We start from the raw sequence: 16,298 nt of genomic DNA, 5'->3' as shown, positions 1-16,298 counted from the left end.
AGCAGCACGGGGACTGGACCAGGACCCGGACCAAGCAAAGGACCACCCATGACTTTTGACTACAAAGTTGCCGACATCTCCCTGGCGGAAGCCGGCCGGCACCAGATCCGCCTGGCCGAGCACGAAATGCCCGGCCTGATGTCCCTCCGCGAGGAGTTCGGCCCCACCCAGCCGCTCAAGGGCGCCCGCATTGCCGGTTCCCTGCACATGACGGTGCAGACCGCCGTGCTGATCGAAACCCTCACGGCACTGGGCGCCGAGGTCCGCTGGGCCTCCTGCAACATCTTCTCCACCCAGGACGAAGCCGCCGCGGCTGTGGTGGTGGGCAAGGGCACCGTTGAGGATCCGCAGGGCGTGCCGGTGTTCGCCTGGAAGGGCGAAACCCTTGAGGAATACTGGTGGACCGCCGAGCAGATCCTCACCTGGCCCGGAGCTGAGACCAACCCCGAGCTCGGTCCCAACATGATCCTGGACGACGGCGGCGACGCCACCATGCTGGTGCACAAGGGTGTTGAGTTCGAAGCCGTTGGCAACGTTCCCTCCGCGGATCCCGAGGATTCGGAGGAATACGGCATCTTCCTCGACGTGCTGCGCCGTTCCCTGGCCGCGGACGCGAAGAAGTGGACCCGGACCGCTGCCACGATCAGGGGCGTCAGCGAGGAAACCACCACCGGCGTCCACCGCCTGTACCAGCTGGCCGACCAGGGCAAGCTGCTCTTCCCCGCCATCAACGTCAACGACTCCGTGACCAAGAGCAAGTTCGACAACAAGTACGGCATCCGCCACTCCCTGCCCGACGGCATCAACCGGGCCACGGATGTGCTCATGGGCGGCAAGGTAGCCGTCGTATGCGGCTATGGCGACGTGGGCAAGGGCGCCGCCGAGGCCCTCCGCGGCCAGGGTTCGCGCGTGATCGTCACCGAGATCGACCCCATCTGCGCGCTGCAGGCAGCCATGGACGGCTACCAGGTGGCCAAGCTGGAATCCGTCCTGGCGCAGGGCGACATCTTCATCACCACCACGGGCAACAAGGACGTCATCCTGGCCGAGCACATGGCCGGCATGAAGAACAAGGCCATCGTGGGCAACATCGGCCACTTCGACAACGAAATCGACATTGCCGGGCTGGGACGCATCCCGGGCGTCAAAAAGGTCGAAATCAAGCCGCAGGTCCACGAGTGGGTCTTCGACGAAGGCACTGCCACCGAACGGTCCATCATTGTCCTGTCCGAAGGCCGCCTGCTCAACCTCGGCAACGCCACGGGCCACCCGTCCTTCGTCATGAGCAACTCCTTCGCCAACCAGACCATTGCCCAGATCGAGCTGTGGACCAAACGGGACCAGCACGAGTATGAGAACAAGGTCTACGTCCTGCCCAAGGTCCTGGATGAAAAGGTGGCGCGGCTGCACCTGGACGCCCTGGGCGTGGAGCTCACCGAGCTGAGCAAGGACCAGGCGGAGTACCTGGACATCGATGTGGCCGGCCCTTACAAGCCGGAGCACTATCGTTACTGAGACGTAAGGGCCCGGGCGCGTTCAAGCGCCCGGGCCGTTATTTTCTGCACGTAGGATCGAAAACATGGAGCCTGATGTAAAGCCCCGCCGCAGGGGGAGCGCCAAGAAAGTCCTTGCCGTGGCCGCCGTGTGTGTCCTGGCTGCCGTTGGCGGGGTTTTCGCAGCCGTCGCTCCAGGCCTTGCGGGCGGACCCCTGGAATCCGAGGCAGGCTCCGCACTGCGGACATCGCCGGGCATTGCATCGCCCGTTGTGCCGCCGGTCAAGCTTGACGCGGCCCCGGCCAACGGTGCCAAGCAGGTCAATCCCGCCGCCCCAGTGTCGCTGAAGGTAGGCAACGGGATCATCCAGCGCGTCACCCTCGCCAGCACCGCCGGGAAGACCATTGACGGCAGCATTGACGCCAGTGGGACGTCGTGGTCCGCCACGGCTCCCTTGGAGTTCAACACCGAGTACAGCTACACGTACGTGGTCAAGGACTCTGCAGGGCGCGAAACCAGCACCACCCAGTCCTTCAATACCGTCTCCAGCTCGCATGAGGCGGACGCCGCCATCTATCCGCTGAACGGCATGAAGGTTGGCGTCGGCCAGCCCCTGCAGATCATCTTCAGTGAGCCCGTGACCAACCGTGCCGCCGTCGAAAAGGCCATCAAGGTCACCACCACGGCAGGACAGGCCGGGGCATTCCACTGGTACAGCGACACCATGGTTCGGTACCGGCCCGAAAACTTCTGGGCGGCGAACTCCACCATCACCATGGACATGCAGCTCTTCGGCGTCGACCTTGGAAACGGGCAGATCGCGAACTTCAATAAGAAGGTGAACGTCAACATTGGGGACAAGAAGGTGGCAATCGCGGACGCCACAGCCCACACGTTCACGCTGAGCGTCAACGACCAGCCCGTCAAGACGCTCCCCGTCAGCATGGGGGACAAGCGCTTCCCGTCCGCCAAGGGATACGCGGTGCTGATGGAGAAGAACCGGTTCGACCACTTCCGGGCTGCGAGCATCGGCCTGAAACCGGATGACCCCGCCTACTACGGTGAGGCCGACGTCGAATACACCATCCGCCTCACGCTGAGCGGCGCCTACATCCACCAGGCACTCGAGTCCGCCTATCCGTATATCGGGAACACCAATGTGTCCCACGGCTGCATCGGGTTCCTTCCGGACGGGGCAGCCTGGGTGTTCGACAACATGGGAACCGGCGACGTCGTCCAGATCATCAACACAGAGGGTGACTACGCGGCGAACACCGACGGGTATGGCGACTGGAACATTCCCTGGAGCGAGTACGACAACTAAGTCACTCGGCGAAGGGCAGGCGCTGCAGCCGCTGGCCGGTCTCCGTGTTCCGCCGGCGTGACTGCGTCAACCTGGTGTACTCCCTGTTCCGGCGTTCAGCGACGACGGCGGCCAGGTAGTCATCGGGACCGGTCCCGGGCGGCGGGGCGGGTGCCACATGGGCCGAGAGTTCTTCGGCGATCGCCTGGGCCATTCCTGCCCTGGAAAACGGAGCCATCCGCCCGGCCTGGCGGATAAACTGGGCGGCCCTGCGCGCCGTGGCGTCGGGGATGCGCCCAATGTCCGCCGCGGCAGCCCAGGACTGCAGGTACGGCGGCACGAAAACCCGGACGGCCGCGTCCGCTGGAACCCGGCTGCGCACAGCGTACGTGCCGGCGAGCAGGTCGCCGAGCCGCCGGGATTTGTCGTTGAAGAGCGCCACGGCGAGGGCAAGGCCGCCAAACGTCAGGTAAATCTCAAGGAATCCGGTCAGCCCGCGGATCACGGCGTGCCGGAACCGGATGGCGCCCCCGTCCTCCCGCACCACCCGCAGGCCGGTGGCCAGTTTGCCGAGCGACCGGCCCCGGCTGAGTGTTTCCACCCCCACCGGCACCACCACCAGGCAAAAAACGACGGCGGCCAGGCCCAGGGCGCGCGCGGCAGCATCGTCCAGGTCAGCGCCGGCGGCGGACAGGCCAATCATGATCAGCACGAGCAGGACCACATGGACGACGACGTCGATGACCAGGCCAAGGGCCCGGGCCGCGAAGCTCGCTGGCCGCAGCTCGAGTACTACTGCCTCGCCGGTGATTATCTGGCTCACACTGCGTCCCCGCCCTTCGCAGCTGCTGGTATGGACCGTCCGATGGTGCGGACGGTCAAAGTCTAATGCCGGGCGCTAGGCTGTAGCCGTGGACATGGATGCCTTCGCCGCCGTTAACGCTGACAAATGGGCGCGGCTGCAGGAGCTCGCGGGAAAAGGCAGGCTCACCGGCGCCGAGTCTGACGAGCTGCTGGCGCTGTACCAGTCGACGTCCGGCCACCTGTCGCTGGTCCGTTCCGTGGCCCCGGAAAGCGGGCTGTCGGCATCCCTCTCAGCCACGCTGGCCCAGGCGAGGACCCGTTTTACCGGTGCACGGTCCAATGCCATGGCTGACCTTGCCAGGTTCTTCGTGGTGGCACTGCCGGCTGCGCTGTACCGACTGACCTGGCTGACGCTGGCGTGTGGAGCAGCCTTCGTCCTCATCGCCGCGGCGTATGCGGCATGGATCGGGACGTCACCGGAGGCACTCCGGGCCGTAGCCTCCGAGACCGATGCCGCCCAGTATGTGGAGCAGGACTTCATCAACTACTACTCGGAGAACCCTGCAGCGTCCTTCGCCGGAGCCGTATGGACCAACAACGCGTGGATCAGTGCTCAGGCCGTGGCCCTGGGGATCACCGGGGTCTGGGTGCCGATGATCCTGTTCGGCAATGCCCAGGGAGTGGGCATTGCCGCCGGAATCTTCGCGTCCGTCGGCAAATCGGATGTTTTCTTCAGCTACATCCTGCCGCATGGGCTGATGGAGCTGACCGCCGTCTTTGTTGCCTCGGCCGCGGGACTGCGGATTTTCTGGGCCATGGTCTCGCCCGGGCCGCGGACCAGGGGGCGGGCGGTCGCGGAAGAAGGCCGGTCGCTGGTCACGGTGGCCCTGGGGCTGGTCCTCGTACTGTTCGTCTCGGGGCTGGTGGAAGGCTTTGTCACGCCCAGCCCGCTGCCTGCCTGGGCCAGGATCGGCATCGGCGCGGCCGTCCTCGCCGCGTACTGGATCTACGTCCTGGTGTGGGGCAGGCGCGCATTCCTCGCCGGGGAACGCGGGGACCTCCGCCGGGAAGACGCGGGCTACACGGAAATCGCTGCCTGAATCGTTGTAATCCTGCCGGGGTGGTTCCTCGCCCAGCGGAAGTCCCTGACGGTAGGCTCGACAGCAGAATCAATCGCACCGGCGGCATGGGGCCGGTGCGGAACCCAACGGAAGTGACGCTGCTGTGAATGACGAAACACCGGTCCGCGCCAAAAGCGCTGCGCCGCAGCCGGAACCTTTGCTGGATACGTCCAGGGATTCCGACGAGCCCGCGTTCTCCTGGCTGACGCCCACTGATGGCGGCACGTCCGACGGCGACAACACCGACGGCGACACGTCCGGCGGAGAGAAGCCCGGCGGCGACACGACCGACGGGGCAGAACCGCTCGGGGACAGGCCTGCCCGGCAGGAGTCCGCGGCAGAAGGCAACTCCGTCCAACCCGAAAGCCGTGCCCACCGCAGGGCTGCGGAAGCCGCCGTCGAATCCTCCGCCACGGGGAATCCCGCTCCCGTCCCGTCCGCTGCCGGCCGGCCCGGCTCCGGCCCGTCGACCGCCACCGCCTCCACGGACGGGCATGCCGGCAGCAGTGCCTCGCCGGTTTTCAAGGAGCCCCTTCCCACCTCGGCCCTGCACGTCCGTCCCCCTGAGGAGGAAGTGGAGCGCCGCAACGCCCAGCGTGAAAGCGCCGCGAACGCCAAGCCTGTGGCACCCCGCGTCATGCAGGTCCTGCTGGCCATCATTTACCCGTTCATCCTCCTGATCCTTGCCGTCCGGGCGGTGACCACCCCGCTCTTCCTCTGGGTGGAGTACAACCGTCCCGGTTTCCCGGGCGATGGCTACGGCTTCAGCACCGACGACAGGATGACCTACGGCTCCTACGCCGTGGACTACCTCCTCAACTGGTCCGGCCCCAGGTACCTGGGCGATCTGGTGCAGCGCGGCGGCGATAAGCTCTTCAAGGACGGCGAAGTCAGCCACATGGCCGACGTCAAAACGGTCATCCTGTCCACCTTCGGCGCCGGTGCGCTGCTGCTCCTCCTGGCGCTGATCGCAATCCTGTACCTGCGCAGGCGCAGCACCGGGGGAGTCCGGCGGGGCCTCTTCGCCGGCTCCATCATCACGCTGGTCCTCATCCTGGGCCTGGGAGCACTGGCGGCACTGGGCTGGCAGCAGTTCTTCACCGAGTTCCACCGGATCTTCTTCGCTGACGGGTCCTGGACGTTCAGCCTGGACGACACCCTGATCAGGCTGTTCCCCAGCCAGTTCTGGATCGACGCGGGCATCGGCATCGGTGCCCTGGTGCTCCTGGCATCCATCGTGACGCTGGTGCTCACGTGGCCCACCCGCCGCCGCCGCGGTGTTGCGCCGCAGGAAAAGCGCGTGGACGGGGAGCAGGAAAAGGTGGATCAGCCGTAGATCTTGGCGATCTCCGCCTGGAACTCCTTGACGACGGCGGCCCGCTTCAGTTTCAGTGACGGCGTCAGGTGCCCGGACTCCACGCTGAATTCGGCGTCCAGGAGCCTGAACGTCCGTACCGACTCGGCTTTGGACACCATCTGGTTGGCAAGGTCCACTGCCTCCTGAAGGGCGGCCAGGACCTGGGGGTCGCCGGCAGCTTCACTGAGGGGGAGCGGAGGCAGGCCACGCTCGGACCGCCAGTCGGCAACGCCTTCCGGGTCCAGCGTCAGCAGGGCCGAGACGAACGGCTTGCCGTCGCCCACCACCACCGCATGGCCCACCAGCTGGTGGGCGCGGATCTTTTCCTCCAGCGGCCCCGGCGCCACGTTCTTGCCGCCCGCAGTGACCAGCAGGTCCTTCTTCCGGCCCGTGACGGTGAGGAAGCCGTCCTTGTCCAGGACGCCAAGGTCACCGGTGCGGAAGAAGCCATCCACGAATGCCTCGGCGTTCGCCGCCGGGTTGCCGTGGTAACCCCTGAAGACGCCGATTCCCTTCACCAGGATTTCGCCGTCTTCAGCAACGCGAATGGTGGTGCCCGGAATGGGGATCCCCACAGTTCCCACCTTGGTGCGGGACGGGGTGTTGGCGGTGCAGGGCGCCGTGGTCTCGGTCAGCCCGTAACCCTCCAGGACGGGAATCCCCACGCCACGGAAAAAGTGTGCATCCTCGGACGCCAGCGGGCTGGCCCCCGAAACGGTATATCCCACCTCTCCGCCCAGCGCCTGGCGCAGCCGCGGATAGACCAGGCGGTCATACACCGCATGCCGGGCCCGGACCAGCAGCCCGGGGCCCGGACCGTCGCCCCGGCTCTGCCGGTCCAGTTCCCGGGAGTACGCGATCGCGGCTGCTGCCGCGGCATCGAACAGCCTCCCCTTGCCTGCCGCGGCGGCCTTGTGCGCTGCCGTTGCCCGGACCTTTTCGAAGATGCGCGGCACCACCAGCAGGAAGGTGGGCCGGAACGTGCCGAGGTCTTCCAGGAGCTGCGCCGCGCCCGGAGTGTGTCCCAGGGTTGCCCCTGCAGCCAGGCAGACCACTTGGACGGCCCGGGCCAGCACGTGGGCCAGCGGCAGGAACATCAAGGTGCGGGCCTGGTCCTTTTGCAGGATTTCGGGCAGGAACGCAACGATGTTCCTGGCCACCAGGGCGAAGTTCCCATGCGTGATCTCGCAGCCCTTGGGCTTTCCCGTGGTGCCCGAGGTGTACACCAGCGAGGCGAGGTCGGCCAGCCCCGCGCGGCTGCGCTGCCGCTCCAGCTCGGCATCGCTGACTCCGGTGCCTGCAGCGGCGAGGCTGGCAAGGTCCGGGGCCTCGCCGTCGTAATCCATCCGAACCACGTTGACCAGGCGGTCGCTGAGCTCGGCGGAACCTGCCACCACGCCGGTGACCAGCTGCACCGTGGCGCGGTCGCCGGCGAAGACGCGGCGGACTCCTGCGTCCTGGATGATCCACTGCACCTGGCTTGCGGAGGACGTCTCGTAGATGGGTACCGTGACGCCGCCGGCGAACCAGATGGCAAAGTCCACCAGCGTCCACTCATAGGAGGTGCGGGACATGACGGCCACGGTGTCGCCGGGCTCCAGGCCGCCGGCGATGAGGCCTTTGGCCAGGGCGCTGACGTCCTGCAGGAACTTCTGCGCGGTGACATCCACCCAGCCGTTGGGGCCCTTCCGCCGGTACAGGGCGTGGGCCGGGTTGGCGGCGTGCTGCTCCAGCAGCAGGTCCGTTACGTTGCTGCCGGCGTCAAGCTCAACCAGCAGTTCGGTACTCGCTTCTCTCACAGCAGGTCTCCGTTTCCGCTGCCACGCCGCGGCAGCGGCTCCATCAGGTCTCTGTTGCCATCCTGCCCTAGATCCAGGATGGCATCCACATCCGGACTTTCCAGTCGACGTACGGGATCACTTCGGCTGTCCAGATCGGGTAGAAGAATGCCGACAGCAGCACTACCGCGGCAAGGAACAGGACCACCAGGTACAGTCCGGAGCGACGGCGCCACGGCGGATCCGAGGACCTTCCCAGCACCAGCCCCAGGCAGTACACCAGGGCCAGGACAAGGAACGGTTCAAAGGAGACCGCGTAGAAGTAGAACATGGTCCGCTCCGGATACATGAACCACGGCAGGTAGCCCGCAGCCACGCCGGCCAGCACGGCCCCGGCGCGCCAGTCCCGGCGTCCCGCCCACCAGAACAGCAGGACCACCAGCGCGATGGCCGCCGGCCACCAGATCAGCGGGTTCCCGACCGACAGGATGGCGGAGGTGCACTTCTCCACGTCACAGCCCGGGGTGCCCTGGGGCGGGGATTCATAGAAGAACGACGTGGGCCGCCCCATCACCAGCCAGCTCCAGGCGCTGGCCTGGTAGGGGTGCTCCGAACTCAGGCCCTGATGGAAGTTGTACGCCTCCAGGTGGTAGTGGACCAGGGACCTGACTGAGTCGGGGAGCCACCCCCATTCCGCCGACGGGTTGCTTTCCGCCCAATGGCGGAAGTAGGCGTTGTCCGACAGGAACCAGCCTGTCCAGGTCGCCGAGTAGACGATCCCTGCCACGGGGACCATGCCGATGAACGCCGGGATGCCGTCCCGGATGGCTCCGCCGCTGATCCAGCCCCGGATGCCCGCCACCCGCCGGGCGTTGAGGTCCCAGAGCAGGGTGAGGAGGCCAAAACCGGCCAGGAAGAACAGGCCCGACCATTTGGTGCCCACCGCCAGGCCCATGCAGACCCCGGCGGCAACCCGCCACCAGCGCACGCCCAGCCATGGGCCGGTCAGCAACGTGCCGGCCGGTGGCTGTCCGCCGTTCGCGGCAGCGGCGCGTGCCAGCCGTGCGGCCAGGCGGCGGCGCCCGTCGTCGCGGTCCATCAGCAGGGCGCCGAAGGCGGCAAGGATCCAGAACGTGAGGAAGATGTCCAGCAGCGATGTCCGGGACATCACCAGGTGGTGGCCGTCGACGGCGAGGAGCAGCCCCGCCGCGCCCGCCAGGGGAAGCGAGCGGAACAGTTTCAGGGCGATCAGGGAGACCAGCAGCACGGTGAGGGTGCCCGTAAGTGCTGCCGCGAAGCGCCAGCCAAAGGGGTTCTCCGGCCCGAACAGCCACATGCCCGCCGCAATCATCCATTTGCCGACCGGCGGATGGACCACATATTCCGGAGTGTTCAGCAGGACATCGGGGTTCCCGGCGTTGAAGGAATCATTGGCTTTGTCCGGCCAGCTGCGTTCGTAGCCGCTGATCAGGTAGGAGTAGGCATCCTTGACGTAGTACGTCTCGTCGAACACCAGCTTGTGCGGCACTTCGAGGCGGATGAACCGGAGGAGGCCGCCGGCCACCGCCGTGAGCACCGGGACCAGGATGTACCAGAGCCGCAGCGACGGCGGATAGTCGCGCCAGGATAGTCCGGTACCGATCAGCCTGGTCGTCAGCGCCTCGGCGGTGAACGCTTCGTCCGGCCGGCTGATCCAGGGCCGGACTGCTTTCCCGCCGGGTTCCCCTGCAGTGGCGCCGGTGCCGGCTGGGGATGCCGCCGGGCTGGGTTTCCCGGCCCCGGCGGGCCGCGTCGAGGTCTGCGTCACGAGCCCCATGCTACCTTTTGCGGCTGGAAGACCCGGCAGCAGTAGGCTTGGTGGGTGGACCCGAACCCCAGCCCCCTTCCCGAGCCCGCCCCTTCGACGGCGGGACGGATCGTCCTTGCCGCCACTCCGATCGGGAACACCGGCGATGCCTCCGCCCGGCTGGTGGAACTGCTGGGCACCGCGGACATCGTGGCGGCAGAGGACACCCGGCGGCTGCACCGCCTGGTCCAAAGCCTGGGTGTCGCCGTTGCGGGCCGCGTCATCAGCTACCACGAGCACAATGAGGCCACCCGGACGGCCGAGCTCCTGGACCAGGTCCGTGCAGGCAGCACTCTTCTCATGGTTACGGACGCCGGGATGCCCGCGGTGTCCGATCCCGGTTTCCGGCTGGTGGAGGGGGCCATCGCCGCGGGGCTTCCCGTGACCGCTGTCCCCGGGCCGTCCGCGGTCCTCACGGCGCTGGCACTGTCCGGCCTGCCTACTGACCGGTTCTGCTTTGAAGGGTTCCTGCCCCGCAAGGCCGGTGAGAGGGCCTCGCGCCTCGCGGACCTTGCAGGGGAGCGGCGCACCATGGTGTTCTTCGAGGCGCCCCACCGGCTTGAAGCCATGCTGCGGGCCCTGCGGGAGAGGTTCGGCCCGGACCGGCCCATCGCAGTGTGCCGGGAACTGACCAAGACGTATGAGGAAGTCATCCGCGGCACCGTGGGCGAGCTCCTGCAGTGGGCTGAGGACAACGAGGTCCGCGGCGAGATTGCCGTGGTGCTTGGCGGCGCCCCCGAACAGGCAGCCGGCACCCCGGAGGACCACGTTGCGGCCGTCAATGAACTGGTGGCCCAGGGCATCCGGCTGAAGGAGGCCGTAGCCGCCGTCGCCGAAGATGCCCGGGTCAGCAAGCGGGAGCTCTACTCGGCGGTCCTGGCCGCACGGTAGCGGGCAGCGAAGCCGTTCGTGACGCGCTGCGCCCGTGCTGTGCAGCTGCACAGCACGGCGGCGATTCCGCAGTGCGCAACGGCGTAGACCATGGGGGTGGCCCGCAGTAGTCTGGCAGTTAATCAGCCCCATGATCCCGGTCACTCCGGCCGCGGCGACGGGCTGCCACAACCCTACCGACGAGGGAGTCATCGTGACTGTCACTGCACAGCCGGCCGTTACCGCCGAGCGCGAAACCCGGCTTTTGGCCTCCGTTCCCACTGGGCTGCTCATCAACGGTGAGTGGCGCGACGCCGCGTCCGGCAAGACGTTCGACGTCGAGGATCCTGCCACCGGGAAGGTGCTGCTGAGCATTGCCGACGCCGGCCCCGAAGATGGTGCGGCGGCCTTGGACGCTGCTGCGGCAGCCCAGGAGTCCTGGGCGAAGGTGCCGCCCCGTGAGCGGGGGGAAATCCTCCGCCGGGCCTTTGACCTGGTGACGGAACGGGCTGAAGACTTCGCCCTCCTGATGACCCTGGAAATGGGCAAGCCGCTGGCCGAAGCCCGCGGCGAAGTGACGTACGGGGCGGAGTTCCTGCGCTGGTTCTCTGAGGAAGCAGTACGTGCCTTTGGGCGTTACTCGGTGTCTCCGGATGGCAAATCCCGTCTCCTGGTGGCCAAGAAGCCGGTGGGCCCCTGCCTGCTGATCACCCCGTGGAACTTCCCGCTGGCCATGGCCACCCGCAAGATCGCGCCCGCCGTCGCTGCCGGCTGCACCATGGTGCTGAAGTCCGCGAACCTCACGCCGCTGACGTCCCAGCTGTTCGCCTCCGTCATGCAGGAGGCCGGCCTGCCCGCCGGTGTCCTCAACGTCATCCCCACCTCCACGGCCGGGGCCACCACGGGACCGCTGATCAAGGATTCCCGCCTCCGCAAGCTGTCCTTCACCGGCTCCACCGAGGTGGGCCGCCGCCTGCTGGCCGACGCCTCCGAAAACGTGCTGCGCACCTCCATGGAGCTGGGCGGCAATGCCCCGTTCCTGGTCTTCGAGGACGCCGACCTGGATGCTGCCGTCACCGGCGCGATGGCCGCAAAGCTCCGCAACATGGGCGAGGCCTGCACCGCTGCCAACCGGTTCATCGTCCATGAGTCGGTGGCGGCCGAATTCGCCGGGAAGTTCGCCGCGAAGATGAAGGAAATGACCACCGCCCGGGGCACCGAACCCGAATCCAAGGTGGGCCCGCTGATCGACGGCAAGAGCCGGGACAAGGTGCACGAGCTGGTCTCCGACGCCCTGGCCTCCGGTGCCAAGGCAGTCCTGGGCGGCGCTCCCGTGGAGGGGCCGGGCTACTTCTACCAGCCCACCATCCTGTCCGGCGTTTCCGAGGGGACCCGGATCCTGTCCGAGGAAATCTTCGGCCCGGTGGCCCCGATCATCACCTTCAGCAGCGAGGACGAGGCCGTCCGGCTGGCCAACAACACCGAATACGGCCTGGTGGCGTACGTCTTCACCAAGGACATCAACCGCGGTATCCGGATGGGCGAGCGGCTGGAAACCGGCATGCTGGGCCTGAACGCCGGCGTCATCTCCAACGCCGCGGCACCTTTCGGTGGCGTGAAGCAGTCGGGCCTGGGCCGCGAAGGCGGCCTGGAAGGCATCGAGGAGTACCTCTACACGCAGTACATCGGCATCGCCGACCCCTACGCCGGCTAGCCCCGGCAGTCCGCAAGACCACACGTGCCGGCCGGGACTTCCCCGGCCGGTACCTGTGTGTTCAGCCCCCGCCTGCCCTGCCGCCGCCGTCGTCCGGCGCTGACCTGAAGCGTGCCCGGGCGTGCGGCACCCGGCGGATGGCACGGCCGGCAGCGCTGAACGGCATCCTGAGCAGCCGGCCCAGCCGCAGGGTGACCGACGGCGGGACCCACGAAGCAGCCCAACGCCTTGGCAGCGGGGCATTGGCGCGCAGTGACGCCTCCACGGCGGCAATGCCGGCTGCAAGGTCCTGGACTGCTGCGTCGGCGGAACTGCCGGCGCCGGGACGTCCATACCTGTGGTGCTCAAAGGCTGAGGTGAGGGAGGCCACCGCCCCGTGGGCGTCCTGGTCCATACCGCCGGGTTCGCCCAGCAGGGTGCTGCGGAACCGGGCCGCGTAGGCCCGCGGCGTCTCGCTGTTCCCCGCGGGCAGCCCGTAGTCGGTGCCGAGGTCCCGGAGTTCGCTCCACGCCAGCGGGACGGCCAGGTCAGGGCGCTTCGGGTGCAGCCGCCGGGACCGGGCGCCGGCGCGTACCAGGTGCGGCGCGGCGGCCAGGAGTACCAGGCCCACCGCTCCGGCCGTCCCAAGGAGCCAAGGCATCAGGGGCACGCCGTCGCCGGAGCCGCTTCCGCCTGCGCTGGGGAGGGCCTGTGCCGTTGCGCTGGGGGAGGGTGCTGGTACCGGGACGGTGTCGGGAATGAGTCCGTCGTTGTTGCCCAGCGATTCCGCCACTGATGGTGCTGAGGTCTCCGTGGCGTAGTCAGGGACCACTCCCCGCGAAGGGGTCGGTTCGAAGGGCACCCAGCCCAGGCCCTGGAAGTACAGTTCCGGCCAGGCGTGGGCGTCGCGCGCGTCGGCCTCGTACTCAGGGAGGGACCCCTGGCCGGCCACCGTTATGGTGGCCCCTGTGAGCCTGCCGGGGGCGTAGCCCACGGCAATCCTGCTCGGAATGCCCTCCAGCCTGGCCATCACGGCCATCGCGGAGGCGTAGTGGATGCAGTAGCCGCTCTTCTGCTGCAGGAAATCTGCCAGGACGGAGAGCCCGTTGCCGTCGTAGCCGCCCTGCACCGGTGACTGCAGCGAGTAGGTGAACTCGGACGAGCGCAGGTACTTCTGGATGGCCATGGCTTTTTGGTACGGCGTCCCGGCGGATCCGGCCACAGTCTGTGCAGTGGTTTTGACGATGTCCGGCACATTGCCCGGAATCCTGGTGAAGACGTCGGGGATGCCGCGCGCCGGGGCCGAGGACTGGGCCAGCAGGGCTGCGGAGAGCTTGGGCACGGCAGAGGTCACCAGGTATTCCTGCCGCCGGGTGGTGGTGTCCGTGCCCTTGATGCTCAGCGTGGCCGGATCCCAGGTCCACTCGCCGCCCAGGCCGCGGACGGTTTCAGGGGCATAGGGGACCGGCAGGTAGGGGCTGGTGAAGGAACCGGCGTCGACGGCGGTGACCAGGCGCACCTGCTCGTCGGTGAGGACTTGATAGCCGGGGTCGATCCGGCCGTCAAGGGGGACCCGGGATGCGTTGCGGTCGTCGGGGCCCCAGGAGTCGCCGTCGAAGTTGTCCACGGTCACCGAGCGCAGGTAGAGGGGCGTGGGTGAATTGGTGGCGTACGTGATCCTGCCGCTTCCGTCGGGGGTGCGAAGGCTGTTGCCCAGCGTGATCATCGGGTTGAGGCCGGTGGAAGCGCCCCACGGATTCAGCCTGGACCCCTGGGGGAAGGTGCCGCGGTCGAAGCCTGGAATAGCCAGTGGCAGCACCAGGGTGGCGGCCAGGGCCACGGCCCCGGTCAGCGCGGCGCGGCGCAGCAGTCCGGGACTGCGTGCCGGTCCGCCCTGCAGCCTGCCGTCCGGGGCGAACCACTGGCTGACGGCAAGGATCAGCAGGTATCCCGCCGCGGTGGCAAGGAAACTCCCGACGCCCACGCTTTGGGGTTTGATCATGGCCGGGACCACCAGCAGGGCCAGCAGGCCGGTGCCGGAAGCGGCCGGCATCCCCAGGGGCACCGCGAGGGCATCGACCAGAATGACCGCCAGGCCGAGCACGGCGCAGACCACCATGACAATTCCGGCGTTGGGCGCCACGGGCGCTGTCTCCGCCAGCACGGTTTCGCTGGCGCGCTGGATCAGCCGGTCCAGCTCAGGCAGCGTGGCACCGGTGGGGACCACCCACAGGAAGCTGGAACTGCGGAAGAAGGTCATGGTCAGGACGCCGCCCAGCGCCACGAACCCTCCGGCGGTGACCAGCAGCGGCTGGGCGCGGACGGAACGGAGCGCGGCAAGCGTGAGGGCCACCGCCAGCACGGTGGTCATGGCGGGCCAGTACCAGTTCCAGCCGCGAAGGACACCGTTCAGGGACAGGGCCGCTCCGCAGACCGCCAAGGAGATTGCTGCCGCCATGGCCCAGGGATAGGCGCCGGCACCGGTGCGCCCCGCAGGAATCCGCGGGTTGTCCCGGGCCTGGTGTCCTGAACCCGTCGTCCGGGCCGGTGCGATGGTCATTTCGCCACCCCCGCTCCCCGGCGGACCTCCGCTGCGGGCGCGACGGGCAGGGCGGGGTCCTGGGCGAACTGGCCCCAGGCAGCAGCAAGCCGGGTCTTCGGCGCCGCGGCTACGGCCCGCCAGCCGCCCTGCCGCAGCACGTCGAGGACATCCTGGAACTCCGCGGGCCGTTCCACGGCGAGGAGTGCGAACGCATCGGTCCCGTACGCGGCAGCCGGTGCCAGGGCTGCTGCCTCCTCCTTGGTAATCCGGCCCAACACTGCGATCAGCGGCCCCCGCATGCGGTGCGCGGACAGCTTGTCCATCAATCGGTCATCAAATGCCGGCGGCCCCTGGTCGCTGCCCACGTGCGTCCGCGCCCCGGCAGCAGCCCGCCGCTCTATGTTCCTGCCGGGCAGCTCCGGGTGCGCTCCGTCCCGCCGCGGGTGGAGCGTGCCGGAGAGATGGATGGCCGCCAGGCTCTCGGCGATCGACTGCAGGCCGGATGCGCCGCTGTACTCCTCCGCCCCAGGCTCCGGAGAGGAGGGCGAGTGAAGGAATGCCGGGTCGCCGCCGGCATCCAGCAGTCGAAGGCTGTAATTGCGTTCAGCCAGGTGGGCGCCGGCGGACATGGCGGCAACCACGGACCACTCGAAGGTGTCGCTGGTGGCGGGCGCATGCCCATCGTGGCCGGGAAGCCCCGGCATGGATGTTCCAAGGCCGCCGGCGAACGTGCTGGAACGATGGTCAAGGATGATGGTCGCTTCCGGCGTGGTGACCGATTCCTCCTGCCGGACCATCAGGGCCCCGTGCCTGGCCGTCGCCGCCCAATGGACCCTCCGCATGGGGTCCCCATGGCGGTATTCGCGGGTCATGACATCGTCGTCGCTGGGATTCGCGCGCACGCGGGTGGCAGTGACGCCGTCGTTGCCCCGCGCTCCGCCCAGCCCGGTGGCAGGCAGAGCGACGGCGGCCGGCGTCACGGTGAGGACGTCGCCGTCGTCAATGGGCCGCCGGTGCAGCGAAAGGCCGAAGGGGTCGGTGAACTCTGCCGTTACCGGCCCAATCCTGAACTGCCCGCGATACCTGGACGTCAGGTGGTATTCGTAACGGCTGGTGCCGCCGGTGGCGGAACGGGACGGGAACCGGAACGCGGGTGCCTGGCCAAACTGTGCCGGCAGCCGCTCCTCCATGACCACCCGCCCGCTGCCCGGGCCGGTCCTGGCCACCGCAAGGTTGACCGTGGCCGGTGCCGACGTTTCCACCGGGGAGGGGTTGAATTCCCGGTAGACCCGGAAGCGGGGTTTCACCAGGCGAACGCCTGCGAGGGAGACGAGCGGAAGCACCAGCAGCAGCAGGGCCAGCGTCAGGAGGTCGCGGCGGCCCATGACCTGGGCTGCAGCCAGCGTGAAGGCACCGGCCGCCAGCATGCCCCATCCGCGCCTGGTGAACAGGTGCTTCGGGAGCTTGTGCAGGAAGGCCATGGTGTGCGC

The 16,298-nt window shown here is 68.1% G+C and carries 11 protein-coding genes; 6 read left to right on the top strand and 5 right to left on the bottom strand.

The features are described 5' to 3' along the window. The first annotated feature begins 48 nt into the window (after positions 1-48). Together ahcY and BACI349Y_RS13345 are read left to right on the top strand one after the other, a co-directional pair. Entirely contained in the window at positions 49-1,515 is a 1,467-nt protein-coding gene (ahcY, locus tag BACI349Y_RS13350) for an adenosylhomocysteinase (protein ID WP_159632511.1), read from the top strand. Positions 1,516-1,579: 64 nt separating this feature from the next. After that, positions 1,580-2,818, top strand: coding sequence for a L,D-transpeptidase (locus BACI349Y_RS13345; RefSeq protein WP_159632510.1), 1,239 nt, complete (start codon positions 1,580-1,582; stop codon positions 2,816-2,818). 1 nt (position 2,819) lies between these two features. Here BACI349Y_RS13345 and BACI349Y_RS13340 read toward each other — a convergent pair whose 3' ends face one another. Further along, a complete protein-coding gene (locus tag BACI349Y_RS13340; RefSeq protein WP_159632509.1) occupies positions 2,820-3,620 on the bottom strand; it encodes an RDD family protein in 801 nt (266 codons plus the stop codon). 88 nt (positions 3,621-3,708) lie between these two features. On the opposite strand from BACI349Y_RS13340, the gene BACI349Y_RS13335 reads away from it, so the two are divergent. Next, on the top strand, positions 3,709-4,701 hold the full coding sequence (locus BACI349Y_RS13335) for a stage II sporulation protein M (protein WP_201302444.1): 993 nt from the start codon (positions 3,709-3,711) through the stop codon (positions 4,699-4,701). 124 nt (positions 4,702-4,825) lie between these two features. Continuing rightward, a complete protein-coding gene (locus BACI349Y_RS13330; protein ID WP_159632508.1) occupies positions 4,826-6,058 on the top strand; it encodes a TIGR01906 family membrane protein in 1,233 nt (410 codons plus the stop codon). Here BACI349Y_RS13330 and BACI349Y_RS13325 read toward each other — a convergent pair. After that, positions 6,049-7,878, bottom strand: coding sequence for an AMP-dependent synthetase/ligase (locus BACI349Y_RS13325; RefSeq protein WP_159632507.1), 1,830 nt, complete (start codon positions 7,876-7,878; stop codon positions 6,049-6,051). The two genes, BACI349Y_RS13330 and BACI349Y_RS13325, sit on opposite strands and share 10 nt — an antisense overlap. A gap of 67 nt (positions 7,879-7,945) precedes the next feature. Beyond that, complete coding sequence (locus BACI349Y_RS13320; protein ID WP_159632506.1) at positions 7,946-9,673, bottom strand: dolichyl-phosphate-mannose--protein mannosyltransferase; 1,728 nt, start codon at positions 9,671-9,673, stop codon at positions 7,946-7,948. 45 nt (positions 9,674-9,718) lie between these two features. Here BACI349Y_RS13320 and rsmI point away from each other — a divergent pair, with 45 nt between their 5' ends. Both rsmI and BACI349Y_RS13310 read left to right on the top strand, forming a co-directional pair. Next, positions 9,719-10,594 (top strand): 16S rRNA (cytidine(1402)-2'-O)-methyltransferase, encoded by an 876-nt coding sequence (rsmI, locus tag BACI349Y_RS13315; RefSeq protein WP_159632505.1) that lies wholly within the window; start codon positions 9,719-9,721, stop codon positions 10,592-10,594. Between the two features lie 193 nt (positions 10,595-10,787). Next, on the top strand, positions 10,788-12,287 hold the full coding sequence (locus BACI349Y_RS13310) for an NAD-dependent succinate-semialdehyde dehydrogenase (protein WP_159632504.1): 1,500 nt from the start codon (positions 10,788-10,790) through the stop codon (positions 12,285-12,287). 61 nt (positions 12,288-12,348) lie between these two features. On the opposite strand, the gene BACI349Y_RS13305 is transcribed toward BACI349Y_RS13310, so the two are convergent. Continuing rightward, a complete protein-coding gene (locus BACI349Y_RS13305; RefSeq protein ID WP_159632503.1) occupies positions 12,349-14,826 on the bottom strand; it encodes a transglutaminase TgpA family protein in 2,478 nt (825 codons plus the stop codon). Continuing rightward, entirely contained in the window at positions 14,823-16,289 is a 1,467-nt protein-coding gene (locus tag BACI349Y_RS13300) for a DUF58 domain-containing protein (protein WP_159632502.1), read from the bottom strand. The genes BACI349Y_RS13305 and BACI349Y_RS13300 overlap by 4 nt, the downstream gene beginning before the upstream one ends. Between the last annotated feature and the right edge of the window lie 9 nt (positions 16,290-16,298).

The organism is Arthrobacter sp. 8AJ (genome assembly GCF_902506025.1).
Taxonomy (GTDB): Bacteria; Actinomycetota; Actinomycetes; order Actinomycetales; family Micrococcaceae; genus Arthrobacter.
This window is presented reverse-complemented; position numbering and strand designations above follow the sequence as displayed.